Raw genomic sequence first — 13,575 nt, 5'->3', positions numbered from 1 at the left:
TGCGACCGGCACGCATGGGTCCGGCGACCGGCAGCGGTGTCTGGCCGCGGCGGTCCGCGGGATCGAGTTGATGGGCCCCGACGGAGAGACGGTCCGGCTGCGCCGAGGCGACGCCGCCTTCCCCGGCTCGGTGGTCGCGCTCGGCGGGTTGGGGATCGTCACCCGGCTCACCCTGGAGATCGAACCCACCTTCGAGGTCTCCCAACGGGTCCGACTCGACGTACCCCTGGACGAGGTCGCGGAGGGCTTCGACACGGTCTTCGGTGCGGCCTACAGCGTCAGCCTGTTCACCGACTGGAGCGAACCCGGCGGAAGGGTCTGGCTGAAGCGTCGCGTGGGCGATCCCGGGGGCACGTGGTCCGGCGGCCGTGCGGCGAGCGTCCCGCAGCATCCGGTCCCGGGGATGCCCACCGAACCCGCCACCGAACAACTGGACGTGCCCGGCCCGTGGTGCGAGCGATTGCCGCACTTTCGCCCGGAACTACCTCCGAGCGCCGGCGCCGAACTCCAGTCCGAGCTCTACCTGCCACGGGCGGCCGCCCCCGAGGCCTTCGCGGTGCTCGGGCAGATCGGTCACCACATCGCCCCGGTGCTGCACATCTCGGAGGTGCGCACGGTCCGCGCCGACGACCTGTGGCTGAGCCCCGCCTACGGCCGGGACTCGGTGACCTTCCACTTCACCTGGCATCGGAACCCGGGTGCGGTGACCCCGGTGTTGCGCGAGGTGGAGGAACGGCTCGTTCCGCTGGGTGCGCGCCCGCACTGGGGCAAGCTCACGACACTGCGGCCCCGAAAGGTCGTCGGCCTGTACGAAAGGGCGGACGACTTCGCCGCCTTGTCGGAGCGCTTCGACCCGACCGGGAAGTTCCGCAACCCCTTCGTCGATTCCCACTTCCCACGGGGGTGAAGGCCGGGCCTGCTTTCGTCCCGTCTCCGCCCTGTTCGACACGGGACCGGGGCGGCCCATGACGGACCGCCCCGATGGATGCCGGATGATCAGAGGCCGAGCACGCCCAGCCCCAGGGCACCGCCGGATTCGCCGCCACTGTTGGCGGAGGTGGAGGAGGAACCGGCGCCGTCGGGCCCGGCCCACTGGTGGTTCTCCTCGTAGGAGGAGCCACCGCTGCCGCCACCGCTGTCGGCGCTGACGCTGTGCGATTGGGCGCCGCTCGGGCCGGCGTGGCTCTGGGAGGACTCGAAGGTGTCGGCCATGGCCACCGCGGGCCCACCGAGGGCCAGGGCGGGGGCGGCGACACCGATGATCGCGATACGACGGATGTTCATGAGGATGTCCCTTCGGTCGTCTCCGCCTGTCGACGGAGTTTTCCTTCTGGGCCGTCCGATGTGGTGCACCATCGTGGACTGCCTGCCATCCTGCCTGATCAGGGCGGGAGAACAAGGGAAGTCAGGTGTGCCATGTCGCATGCCATCCGGGGCCGTCCCGGCACCGAATCGTGTGGCGAGGGAATTCGACGAGGTCCTTCGCCGCAGTGTGTCCGTCGCGTTCACTCCCAGGCCAGGCGGCGGGCGGTGGAGACCTCCAGCGGTGCGCTGCCCTGGTGCGCGGCCAGCAGGGCCCGACCCGTCTCGTTGCGCGTGTGCACCACCTCGCCCAGGGACACCCACCGCTGCCATGCTCGTTCGAAGGCCAGGGCCCCCTTCTTGTTGCGGGCCAGGATCGAAGGCACCGCGTGCGGGACCGCCACCGTGGTCTCCTCCCGCACCCCCTCGGCCGGGGTGGTGAGCACGTGCCGGGGGATCAGGTAGCGCAGGTCGCCGACCAGGGGTGCGAGGACCTCGTCCAGGGACTCGGCGAACAGTTCCGCTGAACCCGGGTCGGTGAGGGTGAACCGGTACACCCCGTCGGTGTCCACGTGCACACGCACCCCCTGCGCTCCGGTGTCGGACAGACCCGCCGAACACAGCGCCTCGGCGACCGCGCACGCGTAGCGGGAGGTGTCCACCGGTAGGCGTGCCGAGGACCTGAGGCGTGCGGCCTCTCGGCGGGTCCGGCCGAGCTCCCGCCACCAGTGGACGCCCGCGGCCGTACCGAAGACGAGGGCGAACACGAACGCCCACGGCACGAAGGCCGCCGCCACCGAACACACGGCCATGAGCGAACCGAGTGCCCATGTGGGAAGCAGGTCCCGGCCCGTGGGGAGACGCCGGGGCGCCGGCACGATGCCCTGGTCTCCCACCAACACCTCGGGTGGTCCGGGCACGGCCACGTCCGCCCCGGCTTCCGCGGTCCCGGCCGGGCCCCCTCCGCGCTCGTACACCCGCAACGTCGGCAACAGGGTGTCCTCGTAGTCGGCGCCGAGCCGCCACCGGTCCCGGGTGCCGTCCCGGTCGGCCGCCCGATGCAGCATTCGCGTGTTGAGCGGGGCCGGCTCCGTGGGCGGTTCGTAGGGCGAGAGCTCGGGGTCCACGTGCGCGACCCCGCTCATCACCGCACCGTCGGCGCCCACACCCAGGTAGCCCTCGTGTTTGCGCACGAACCGGTCCCAGTCGGCCGCCCCGCGCGGGTGTTCGTGGCTCACGCACACCACGGTCCAGGTGTGCGCGACCTTTTCCGGCCACTCCGGATCCAGCCGCAGCGCCCGCCCCCGGCTCTGCACCACCGCGGTGGGGGTGGTGGCGGTGGTCAGGTCGACCACAGTGTTGACGCCGCGCGCGTCCCACCCCTCGCCGAGCAGGGCTCGCGTGCCCACCAGAACCTGGGAACGTCCGCTTTCCAGGAAACGGGTCACCACCCCCACCCAGGTGCGAGAGGACCAGGAACCTTCGACCACGTGCAGTCCGTCCAGTTCACGGACGGAAAGGTCGGCCCTGGGCACTTCCGATCGGGCGAAGTCCAACAGCGCCGCCGCGGTGTCGGCACCGGCGGCGACGGTGCGTCCGGTGACCAGAACGGGGTCCAGGTCGCGGGTGCGAGGGTCCTCGGCCAGCCGGGCCACCTGGAGCCAGGCCGAACCGGCGTCGTCGGGAAGCACCCCGCGCAGCGCCGCGGGGGCTCGGGCCGTGGCGCGTTCGTGGTCGCACAACACCAGGGCGCGCAGCCGCGTTCCGACGGCGTCCCGTTCCGTGGCGAGGATGTCCACGGTGGCCAAGGACTTGGCGGCGCTGCGAGCCAACACCCGGTCCACAGGTGAGGCGCCCCTGCGGACTCCGCGGCGGGTCAGGTGATACCCCACGGAGGGCAGGGCGGCGCGGATCCGTTCGCGTGCCTCCTTGTCCCGTGGGGACTCGGGGTCCAGACAGCGGCGGGCGTAGTCCCCGATCAGGGTCGTCCAGTCCTCCGCCCGTGGTGGGTGCCGATGTTGTTCGTACACGCGGGCGCCGTCCGGTCGGGCGATCAGCCCGCGGTGGTGCAGTCGGAGCACGGCGTCGGTGAGTTCGGGGTCGTCCGTGGCGAGGGCACCCCATCCCAGGCGTCCGCCCTCGGCGGTGTCGCGGGAGACGAAACGGGCGTCCAACCAGGGCAGGAAGTCGGTGCTCGCGAACCCGGGTTCGAGCAGTTCGGTGCACATCGCGCTGAACCGGGTGCCCTGACCGGCGAGGTACTCGTGTTCGGTGAGAGTGGGCTCGGTGACGTACACGAGCTCGGCGAAGGGCGCCAGGTAGCCGTCGCGGACCAGGGCGGGGATGGACGCGCCGGTGATGGGCGACCCGAAGAGCCGGTCGACGAGGTCGCGCTCGGTACCGGTGAGACTGCCCGCGGGCGTCCCTGTCAGACCGATCACGTGCGCGTCGGGGAGTTCGTCGAGGATCTCGGCGAGAAGGCGCCCCCACACCTGTAGCAGGTGGTGGCACTCGTCGAGCAAAAGGGTGAGCGGGCCCGCGTCGTGCAGGGCGTGGATCAGGGCACGGCCGTTGGGATGCAGTCGGTCGCTGACGGGGGTGGGCGAGCGCCCCTCGTCGTCCGTCTCGGCGTCGGGGTCGAAGACCGCCAGGGACTGGTAGGTGAGGACGTTGACGGCGTCCCCGAGGGCACGGTCACCGCCGGCGCCGCAGCCCTCGGGGCGTTCGAAGGACTCCCAGTGCCGGATCCACTGGCCCTGGATGGCGGTGTTGGGCGCCAGGACCACGGTCCTGCGGCCGAGTCGTCGGGCGGCCTCCAGCCCGACGAGGGTCTTGCCCGAGCCCGGCGGGAGCACGATCCAGGTCCGCCGGTCCCCACGGGCCCAACGGCGGTCCACCTCGTCGAGGGCGGAGAGTTGGTAGGGACGCAGCTCCCCGGCCCAGGCTGCCTCCGCCATCTTCATCGCCGTTTCGGACATCCCCCCAGAGTAGGTGGGAGGGCCCCGAAACCACCGGGCCGGGGGCCGTGACCGGTCACTCCCAGCGCAGCCCCTCGGGGCGCATACCGCGCAGTAACGCGGGCAGAGCCGCGAGGGTCGTCAGGAACACGACCCCGATCCCCGCCCCCGTGATGCCCACGACGGCGATCGGGTCGAAGACCGGTGGAAGGTGGAACAACCGCATGAGCAGGGATCCCAACGCGAGGCCGGTGACGGTGGCCAGGGCGACGCCCAAGAGCACGGGCAGGGCGGACTGCCACACCACCGATGCCACGAGCGTGCGCTTCCGGGCGCCGAAGGCGGTCAGGACCGCGTGCACTCGCCTGCGCTCCCGGATCTGCTCGACGGTGCCCAGGACCAGACCGGCGGAGATCATCGCCAGGCAGGCGATCGCCCCGCCGAGCAGCATGGTGCCGACCCCGACCAGGGAACGGTCGGTCTCCGACGTCATCGGGAACACCATGCGGTAGGTCGGGTCGACACCGGCGACGGCGGCCCGCAGTTCCTCCTGGAGTTCGGGGGCCGTCGGGTCCACGCGCATCCAGAGCGTTCCGCTGCTCAAGGCGTCCTCGATGGACGCGGCGGCTTCGGGGGTGGCCAGTACGGAGTCCTCGGCGGTGGCTCCGAGAGCGGCCCAGGGATGTTCCAGCGGTGTGCCCTCGAAACCGATCGGTTCGGGAACGGACCAGTCGGTCGGCGGAGTCTCCTCGCCCTCCCCGACCGCGAGGTTCGCGCCACCCGCCAGTTCGGGGGCACCGCTGAACACGTCCCCGGGGGAGCAGGAGGGAAGGTCGGCCATCTGTTCCAGAGTCGGACAGTCGGCGACACGAATGGAGATCTCCGTTCCCTCGGCGGTCTCGCCTCGTACGCCGGAGTAAGCGAGTACCGCCTCCACACCGGTGACCTCCTCGACCGATCGGGCGGCGACGTCGGCGGATCCGAGGTTCAGGTTCGCCATGAGGTTGTAGCCGGCCGCACCGAACTCCTGCTGTGCGTAGACCTCCTCCAAGGTGTCCGCGTGATGTGCGGTGCCCGCGTTCACGGCCCCCGAGAACAGGCCCTGCAGGGCGATGGCGCCTGCGACCGTCACCACGATGCCGGCGATCGCCCGGGCCGGAGCGTCTCCGGCCGCGCCCAGTCGGCGCAGAGCCAGTTGCAGGGAGAGCGGACCTCCCCGAGCGCGACCGAACACCCGATCGATCAACCAGGGCAGGACCGCGGTGAGCCCGAACAGGGTCGAGAGAAGCCCGATGGAGACCAACGGAACCCATAGGCCGCCGCCCGCGGTCACCCGCGACGAGGCGACGACGAGCGTGAGGCCGATGAACATCAGGAGCACACGCCACCACGGCCGGGGGCGATGGCGTTCGGCACGACGCACGGTGCCCAGCGGTTCGACCACCACCCCGTGCAGGGAGGCGAGCACCACCCACAGGGTGAGCAGTGGCACCGCGACGAAAACCAGCGGTCCGAGTACCGGATGTGGCAGCACGTCGTTCGCGTACACCCCGGACGAGAGCGGAACCGTCTCCACGATCGGCCGACCCGCGACGAAGAATCCGGCACCGAGCAGCAGCCCCAGCGCGACGCCGGGTAGGGCCTCCCCGGCCCCGATTCGACGGGTGGCCTTGCGATCGGCCCCCATCAGGCGCAGCGCGGCCGTTCTCCGATCCCGACGCTCTCCGCCGAAGCGCACCGCCGCGCCGAGGAACACCACCACCGGGGTGAGCATGACGACCACACCCACGACCCCCAGCAACAGGAGGATCGGGTCGTCCACGTGGTTTCCCGGTGCACCGCCGTAGTGGGTGATGCGGTTACCCGCGTTGTCGAGCGTCAGGCCGTCGTCGCCCAGGTAGAAGGCCGGTTCGTGGGGCCCGTCCAGACCCTCCGGGGCGATCTCGCCGATGATCGTGTGGTCGAGGCGGCGCTGCAGGACCTCGTGCTCCGGGTCGTCGAGGAGGCCGGCCAGCGCGGGTGAGACCACCATCTCGTCGTGTCCGGGCAGGGTGTCGACCCCGGGTGGCAAGGGCGCGTTCGGACCCTCGGAGTGAACGATCCGTCCGAAGATGGGGGTGCCGCGGTAGTCGGTGTCGGCGATGCGGAACACCAGGGTGTCGTCGCCGGCGGGGAGAGGCGGGTCTTCGGCGACCTCGTGGTCCATGCGAGCGGCGGCGCGTTCGTCGCGGTGCTCCAGCACGGTGGGCAGGGACGAGGCCAAGAGCAGGGCGGCGGTCGCCACCCCCACCCCCAGGGCGGTCAGCAGAGTGCGCAGCAGGTCCTCCCCTCCACCGCGCGTGGAGAGACCGGCTCCGAACGACAGGTCGCTGAGGAGTGATGACCGCGGTCGTGCACGGGCACGTTCACGCCTGCTCATCCGTGCCTCCCAGGTCGCGGGTCCGGCCGTCGCGTACCACGATCTCGCGGTCGGCGTAGGCGGCCACTCGGGGCTCATGGGTCACCAGGACCACGGCCGCACCGCTGTCCCTGGCGGAGTCGGTGAGCAACCGGATCACCTGCTCCCCGTTGAGGGAGTCGAGCGCGCCGGTGGGCTCGTCGGCGAACACCACCCGGGGCGTGGTGATCAGGGACCGGGCCACCGCCACACGCTGGCCCTGACCGCCGGAACACTCGCCGGGGGTCCTGTGAGCGACGTCCTCGACGTCGAGGCGTTTCAACCAGCGAAGGGCGACCTGTTCGGCTCGGCGGCGAGGGGTCCCGCCGAGGCGGAGGGGGAGTGCGATGTTCTCTATGCAGGTGAGTTCAGGGACGAGTTGGCCGAACTGGAACAGGAACCCGAACTCGGTGCGACGCAGCGCGCTGAGTTCTGTGTCCGAGGCCCGGGTGAGGTCGGTACCGGCGTACTCCACTCGGCCCTCGTCGGGACGTGTGATCCCGGCCAGGCAGTGCAACAGGGTGGACTTACCGGATCCGGACGGGCCCATGATCGCGACGATCTCGCCCGGACGCAGCGTCAGAGCGGCTTCCACCAGCGCGGTCGTTCGTCCGAAGGAACGGCTCAGTCCGGTGGCGGTGAGCAGCGCCGGGGCCGGGGTGTGCTCGGGTCCGGTCGTCCGGTCGGTCGGGTGGGTGGTCATGGCGAGACCTCCCCTGCCAGGTCCGTCAACCGCGCGGCGGTCAGCTCCAGCCAGCGTAGGTCCGCCTCCAGGTGGAACAGCGCGTGGTCGCAGATGAGTTGTTCGGCGAGGTCGCCGTCGGTCTTGCGGCGGGTGAGCTCGCGCATCTGGCGCAGGTGTTCGGTGCGCTGGACATCGAGGATGTGCTCGGCCGGTCGACCGGTGAGGAGGGCGAGAACGACCTTCGTGTACAGGGTGCTCTGCAGGTAGGGTTCGGGGCTCTCCGGCCGGGTCAGCCACTGTTCGATATCGGTGATCCCCGCGTCGGTGACGGCGTAGCGCTTGCGTTCGGGGCCCGCGCCGGCTTCGACCGACTCGACCTCCACCAAACCGTTCTTCAAGAGGCGGGACAGGGTGGCGTACACCTGGCCGTAGGCGAGGGGGCGTTTGGTCGCGAAGCGTTCGTCGTAGGAACGCTTGAGGTCGTAGCCGTGTTGGGGGTGCCCTTCCAGCAGGCCGAGGAAAGTGGTTCCGAGTGACATGGACGCCACTATACATACGGTGTATACACCCTATGTATAGGCGAGTCGTGTTCGGGTGTCCCCTCCGAAGGGGAGGCTCCCCGATCCGAGTGAGCAGAGGGCCCCGACGTCGACACGTCGGGGCCCTCGGAACCGGATTCGTTCAGACGGCCGGGGCGGGGGTGCGGCGGGCGGCGTACAGGAACACCGCCAGTGCGCCCACCGCGGTCAGCAGCATCACCGTGGTCATGCTGCCCAGGGTGGCGGCGCCGGTCAGGCCGGCGGTGGCCGCGAGGCCGGAGCCCACCGCGAACTGCAGCGTGCCCAGCAGCGCCGAACTCGTTCCGGCGATCTCCGAGGGTTGCCCGGAGAGCGCCATCGCGGTGGCGTTGGGCGAGATCAGTCCGGTGAAGAGCATCATCACGAACAGCGCGGTGGTGACGTTCAGCAGGTCGGCGTGCCCAGAGACCGCCAGGAGGCCCATGACCAGGACCGAGGCGATGGCTCCCAGGAGCCCCACGCCCAGCCGGCGGCGCAGCTCCATCCGTCGGATCAGCGCCACGTTCACCTGGTTGCCGAGGATCATCCCGAGCGTGGTCACCCCGAAGACCAGACTGAACTGCTGGGCGGTCGCGTCGAACTGGTTCTGCGACACGAAGGAGAACGCCGAGATGTAGGTGAAACTCATCCCGAAGCTCAACGCCAGGACGGCGGTGGGGGCGATGAACCCGGGGTCGCGCAGCAGTCGAAGGAAGGTCCGGGCGATCACACGCGGGTCCTGCCTGGTGCGACGTTCCTCGGGCAGGCTCTCCGGGAGGGAGAGGTACACCAGCGCGAACGTGAGAGCGCCGGCCAGGCCCAGCGCCCCGAAGATCAGCTGCCACGGGCCCAGGTACAGGAGTTGGCCCCCGAGCAGCGGTCCGAGCATGGGTGCCAGTCCGGTGACCAGCATCAACCGGGAGAAGAAGGTGGCGGCGGTGTCGCCGTGGAACACGTCTCGTACGACCGCACGGGATACCACCAGGCCGGCCGCCGCGGCCAGCCCTTGGACGAAACGCAGCACCATGAACGTCTCGGTCGCCGTCACGAACATGATCGCGAAGGTCACCGCGGTGAACACACCGGTGCCGGCGAGGAGGGGCATGCGGCGTCCCCACCGGTCACTGAGAGGGCCCGCGACCAGCTGACCCAGAGCCAGGCCGGCCATGACGGCGGTCAGGGTGAGCTTCACCCGGGATTCGCTCGACCCCAGGTCGGCGGCGATCTGCGGGAGCGCCGGCAGGTACAGGTCGGTGGCGAGCGGTCCGATCGCGGACAGCGCGGCGAGGACGAGAACGAGCAGGGCGGCGGGCCGCGTCGGAGTCGCGACGGCGGTGTCCGGGCGCACGTTCGGGCGCACAGTGGTCAGGCTCACGAGCTCTCCAGAACAGGGCAGAAGAAGGTACAGGGCAACCCGGGGGTTGTGTTGGGTCGGCGCCGTGAGCCACCTTCGGGTGGGGCACCTGGGACGTGTCCGACGTGGGGACACTTCCGCGTGCAACGGATGTCCAAGGGATGGTGATCCCGACTTGACCCTGGATTCCCGGTGATCCGAACCACAGGCCTGCAAGCCCTGCCACCGCGGGTTTCCCGTACTCGTGAGCGCGCTCACTCACCTGTTCGTGGGGCCGTGGAGGTCACCCACCACCGCGCGCGTCGGAGCCGATGGGAGCGATCGTTCCGCTCAGGGCTCCGGGGAGGGAAGAGGTGAAGCCGCGCGGGGTCGACCGGTCGCCGGATCGGGGATGTACCGCCCGAGTGATCCGGCGCGGGACCCACCGCGCTCTTTGGAGGAATGTCGCCTGGGACCGGTGCCCGTCACGGTCCCAGACGATCCGGTCAGCTCTCGTCCTGTTCCGAGGCCGCGCGCAGTCGGGCGTCCTCGGCGGCACGGGCTGCGCGGCGCAGCCTGTGCCAGGCGGTGGCCCAACGCAGACGTTCGCCCTCGTCGGTGCCGACGCAGGCGGTCACGAAGGCCATCAGGAACACGTAGCCGGGGAGTTCGGTGCCCTCAAGGGCCCGGCGGAACTTCTCGGCGCTGACCACGCCGCCGCACTTGAACTCCAGTTCCAGGTAGGACCAGTCGCCGGCCCAGGCGAGGTAGCGGCGCATGGTCAGCAGGAACTCCGCCGGGGTGCGGGCGTCCATGGGGTTGGGGCGCTGCTCCGATTCGGAATGGGTGTCGGTCGTGGGCGTGCTCATGAGGTCGACCCGGACGCGGGCCACCCGACCGATCCGGTACAGCGAACGGTTCGGGCCTGTCGGTTCGAGGAGGTCGGGGACACTCACTCGGTCTCCTTTTCGGCTGTCATGATGACGGCCAAGGGCATGGAAAGGGCGCTCCGGCGCTCGTACGACACGAGCGCGGACAAGGGTTTTCGTGAACGTCGACCGTCGGATTGGGATGTTGTGGCGGGAACACCGACCGATCGGTTACAGGGAAATGTACCGGATGAAGAGGACACGCGAAAGCGCTTGCCGTCCGGGTTCGCGGGAGGCGTACGTCTCTTTCGGGCCGGGGAGCTTCGGTGCGTGCCGTCCCGTTGGGGGCTTTTCTGGGAAATCAGCGCAAAGGTGATCTGGGGTACCGACAAAAACGTCTGCAATGTCGGTAACTTTCTTTTCCCTGTTCACTCTGGCGTGTCGAGAAAACGATCTTTCTTACGGGTGGAATTGAAAGACCGAAATCGGATTTCAGGGCTGACCGAAACGAGTGTCTCTGCGGCCGGTGGTCCCATGACGGCCGGTCCCGGGGTCAGGGGTTCCACCAGAGGGCTGTCGCGTCGTCCCGGACCTTGCCGCGTGGGAACCGGTGCCCCGACGGGTCGGCCGCTTCCAGGGAGCGCACGCGCTTCAACAAGGCCTCGGGGCCCTGTTCCCGGGCCAACTCGTAGATCCCGGACCAGGAGAGGTCACCGAAGACCTCCACCGACCGGCTCGCTCCGTCGGTCATCGCCAGGAACGGTGTCCGGGGCAGAGTGCCGGTCAGAGCCTCTTCGGCGGCCCTCGGATCCGCGCCCGCCGTCCAGAACCCGTTCGGAACGTTGCGCCAGGCCCGGATCGCGGTGCCCGGACCCACCCGTGGGCGCAGGTCGTCGAGACGGGTGTCGGCCACCACCCGGACCCGCCCCTCGTCCTGGGACAGCAGCACGGAGTCGGACAACACCAGGTACTCCAGGGCGTCGTCGTCCACCCGGACCGCGACCACCGTCGCCGAAGGTGTCTCCTGGAGGGTGAGGTCACAGGTCCCCGCGTGCGCGGCGGACACGGCCATGATCGCCTCCGCCAACGCCTCGCGCATCGGCAGACCGGATTCCGCTCCGGCCAACAGCAGCGCTCCGAGCCTGCGCGTGTACCAGGCGACCCCGTGCGAGCAACCGTTGTCCTCGTCCCGTGGCGCACTGACACCGTCGAGCAGCACCGCGGACGTGGCGGTGACCGCGGCGAAGTCCTCGTTGGGACGATCGGGGGCGGCGGCTTCGGTGGCGAGGAGGAAGGTCACGAAGCGGTCCTACCCGGGACAAGAGGTCGCATCCGTGTCGGCGGGGTCGTCCGGATCACACCGGCCGACCCCGCGTGGACGATCGGCTCAGCGCACCAGCACGGTGGCGTGGATGTCCAGGTGCCCCTGTTCCCACAACCAGTCCATGGCGGCCAGGCTGACCCGGGCGCAACCTCTGGAGGCCGGCTGCGCGGGGACGCTCGGGTAGCCGTGCACGGCGATGCCGCCGTTGAAGTACTTGGGTCGGTAGAGCGCCCCGTAGGGTCCTGGGTCCCAGGAGTCGACCTCGCGGAAGACCGGGTAGGAACCCTCCGGGGTGAGGGCGATGTGTTCGTCGCCGTCGGAGCCCTCGTAGGGCTGACCTGAACCGGTGGAGGTGTGGATGACGCGCTGCACCTCGCCGTCGGTGACCACCAGCAGCAGCTGTCGTTCCAGGTCGATCTCCACCACCGATCCGGAGTCCGTGGTGGCGGAGGGGACGGTGCCTTCGTCGAGGGCGCTGCGGGTGGCCGGGCCGACGATGCCGTCCCGGTCGATCCCGGCGGCCTTCTGCAGGGCCAGGACCGCGTGTTCGGTGTGCATGCCGAACTCGCCGTCCGCACCATCGATCCAGTAGCCGAGTTCGTTCAGCCGTTCCTGGAGGGTCCGCACCTGAGCACCGGAGTCGCCGGGCCGCAGTTCCGCGGTGATCGCGGTGGCGGACGGGGCCGCGGTCGAGGCGGAGATCGGGGCCGGTACGGCGTGTGCCGGGGAGGCGATCAGGGAGGCGCCCAGGGCCAGGGCACAGGCCGGGCCGAGGAGGAGGGTCGTTCGTACGGGGTTCCTTGCGAAGAGTGATCGAGGGGAGACCATACGTTCCATTTACCCACAGATTCGGGTTTCCCGGGCCTTCGCCCCGGAACCTGTGGATGGCTCGAATCGACGTCGCAGGTCGTGGCGCTCCGTGGGTGGCGAATCGAGACGTATGGCCTTTGGGAGTGGTCGAATCGCTGTGACCCGAGGCGCTCCGACCGGCGGCCGGACCCATCGGACCGGCCGCCGGGTCGGCATCTCAGGTGAACCGGGAGCTGCGCACCGGTCCGGAGGTCATCGAGGGCAGCCTCGGACCGTCCGCCCACCTCTCCGCCACCGTCTCGGCGAAGGGCACCACCTCGGGGTCGCCCTCCTCCGGTTCGAGCGCGACGATCTCCTCGGCGATCTCCTCCTCGGGGCGCTCGTCGGCCGGGTCCCGGACGACGTCACCGTCCACGACACGGAGGCTTTCGCCCCAGGGAGGGTTCACGGTCTGGTGCAGCACGGAGACCACGTCGGCGGCGACACCGGGGGGATCGGTCCAGCAGGAAGCGTGCTCGAACAGGACCTGGCCCGGTGAACGAGGGACGAGGGCACGACGCAGTTCCATGTCGGTGTCGGTGAGGTCGTAGGCCACGACCAGAGCGTCCGAGCGTTCCGGTTCGATGGGGACCACGGGCAGATCGAGCAGTCGCGCGGTGGCGATCCCCAGGATGCGGCTGGAACGGTCCGGCAACGGCATCACCGCGTCGGGAACGCGACCACCGGCGGCGAGGACCGCGGAAAGGTCGGTGATCCCGGTACGGCAGCTCTCGTAGTCGTCGCCGAGGTAGGCGAAGCGTCCGGTCATCCCCTCGTCGAGGCCATGTGGAGAGATTCGGCTCAGGACGGCTCCCGTCAGTGCGAAATGCCATCCACGCAGATCACGGTGATCCATGGGGCCGACGTCCCGGGCCGCCTCGGCCCTCTCCACCATGAGGGTGATCCGGTGGTGCGCCAAATCCCAGGATTCGTCCTCGGGGGTGGAGAGGTCGTCGAGGAGACCGCGTGCGGTGTCGATGTCCGCGGAACACAGCGTGTTGTACGCCAGGAGGTACCCGCCGGGCCAGTCCGGAAGCGGGCCGTTCCAGGCGCGTAGCGTGCGTACGGCGTCCTCGTGGCGCTCCAGGTCCTCCAGGGCCGAGGTGAGTTCCCACAGGATCGGGGCGGCCTCCGGCGCGCTTTCCCGGCCCGTTCGCAGAGCCGGGACCGCCAGGTGTGGCAGGCCCGCCTCCAAACACGCGTAACCGAAGTCGTAGCAGGCCTGCGGGGCGTCCGGCCGTTCCACGAGCGCCTCCGCCGCC

11 protein-coding genes are annotated in these 13,575 nt (G+C 70.1%); 1 reads left to right on the top strand and 10 read right to left on the bottom strand.

Going from position 1 to position 13,575, the window contains the following annotated elements; translation table 11 throughout:
• On the top strand, window positions 1-907 hold a 907-nt coding region (locus tag K8V84_RS23290), incomplete at its 5' end, for a D-arabinono-1,4-lactone oxidase (protein ID WP_304078667.1).
• A gap of 89 nt (window positions 908-996) precedes the next feature.
• Here K8V84_RS23290 and K8V84_RS23285 read toward each other — a convergent pair.
• The 10 genes from K8V84_RS23285 to K8V84_RS23240 all read right to left on the bottom strand — a co-directional run.
• The gene (locus K8V84_RS23285; protein WP_304078665.1) at window positions 997-1,284 is read right to left on the bottom strand and encodes a hypothetical protein; all 288 of its coding nucleotides are present in this window, start codon (window positions 1,282-1,284) and stop codon (window positions 997-999) included.
• A gap of 221 nt (window positions 1,285-1,505) precedes the next feature.
• Window positions 1,506-4,280: a DEAD/DEAH box helicase family protein gene (locus tag K8V84_RS23280; protein WP_304078664.1), complete on the bottom strand. Its 2,775-nt coding sequence runs from the start codon at window positions 4,278-4,280 to the stop codon at window positions 1,506-1,508.
• Between the two features lie 55 nt (window positions 4,281-4,335).
• Entirely contained in the window at window positions 4,336-6,678 is a 2,343-nt protein-coding gene (locus tag K8V84_RS23275; RefSeq protein WP_304078662.1) for an ABC transporter permease, read from the bottom strand.
• Window positions 6,665-7,399 (bottom strand): ABC transporter ATP-binding protein, encoded by a 735-nt coding sequence (locus K8V84_RS23270; RefSeq protein WP_304078660.1) that lies wholly within the window; start codon window positions 7,397-7,399, stop codon window positions 6,665-6,667. The genes K8V84_RS23275 and K8V84_RS23270 overlap by 14 nt, the downstream gene beginning before the upstream one ends.
• A complete protein-coding gene (locus K8V84_RS23265) occupies window positions 7,396-7,920 on the bottom strand; it encodes a PadR family transcriptional regulator (protein WP_304078658.1) in 525 nt (174 codons plus the stop codon). Before K8V84_RS23265 ends, K8V84_RS23270 begins: the two co-directional genes overlap by 4 nt.
• A gap of 142 nt (window positions 7,921-8,062) precedes the next feature.
• Window positions 8,063-9,298 (bottom strand): multidrug effflux MFS transporter, encoded by a 1,236-nt coding sequence (locus K8V84_RS23260; RefSeq protein ID WP_304078668.1) that lies wholly within the window; start codon window positions 9,296-9,298, stop codon window positions 8,063-8,065.
• Between the two features lie 479 nt (window positions 9,299-9,777).
• Window positions 9,778-10,227 (bottom strand): hypothetical protein, encoded by a 450-nt coding sequence (locus K8V84_RS23255; RefSeq protein ID WP_304078656.1) that lies wholly within the window; start codon window positions 10,225-10,227, stop codon window positions 9,778-9,780.
• A gap of 466 nt (window positions 10,228-10,693) precedes the next feature.
• On the bottom strand, window positions 10,694-11,440 hold the full coding sequence (locus K8V84_RS23250; RefSeq protein WP_304078655.1) for a protein phosphatase 2C domain-containing protein: 747 nt from the start codon (window positions 11,438-11,440) through the stop codon (window positions 10,694-10,696).
• A gap of 87 nt (window positions 11,441-11,527) precedes the next feature.
• The gene (locus K8V84_RS23245) at window positions 11,528-12,292 is read right to left on the bottom strand and encodes a L,D-transpeptidase family protein (protein ID WP_304078653.1); all 765 of its coding nucleotides are present in this window, start codon (window positions 12,290-12,292) and stop codon (window positions 11,528-11,530) included.
• Between the two features lie 199 nt (window positions 12,293-12,491).
• The coding region (locus tag K8V84_RS23240; RefSeq protein WP_304078652.1) for a M48 family metallopeptidase at window positions 12,492-13,575 on the bottom strand (1,084 nt) is incomplete at its 5' end.

It is taken from the genome of Nocardiopsis listeri, assembly GCF_020741345.1.
In the GTDB taxonomy this organism is placed as follows: domain Bacteria; phylum Actinomycetota; class Actinomycetes; order Streptosporangiales; family Streptosporangiaceae; genus Nocardiopsis; species Nocardiopsis listeri_A.
Note: the sequence above shows the minus strand (reverse complement) of the source record. Positions and strands in the feature narration are given on the sequence as shown.

Excerpts from the sequence above, each read along its gene's own strand:
- K8V84_RS23245 (WP_304078653.1), bottom strand. The coding sequence starts at position 12,292 with ATGGTCTCCCCTCGATCACTCTTCGCAAGGAACCCCGTACGAACGACC.
- K8V84_RS23265 (WP_304078658.1), bottom strand. The coding sequence starts at position 7,920 with ATGTCACTCGGAACCACTTTCCTCGGCCTGCTGGAAGGGCACCCCCAA.
- K8V84_RS23285 (WP_304078665.1), bottom strand. The coding sequence starts at position 1,284 with ATGAACATCCGTCGTATCGCGATCATCGGTGTCGCCGCCCCCGCCCTG.
- K8V84_RS23280 (WP_304078664.1), bottom strand. The coding sequence starts at position 4,280 with ATGTCCGAAACGGCGATGAAGATGGCGGAGGCAGCCTGGGCCGGGGAG.
- K8V84_RS23275 (WP_304078662.1), bottom strand. The coding sequence starts at position 6,678 with ATGAGCAGGCGTGAACGTGCCCGTGCACGACCGCGGTCATCACTCCTC.
- K8V84_RS23270 (WP_304078660.1), bottom strand. The coding sequence starts at position 7,399 with ATGACCACCCACCCGACCGACCGGACGACCGGACCCGAGCACACCCCG.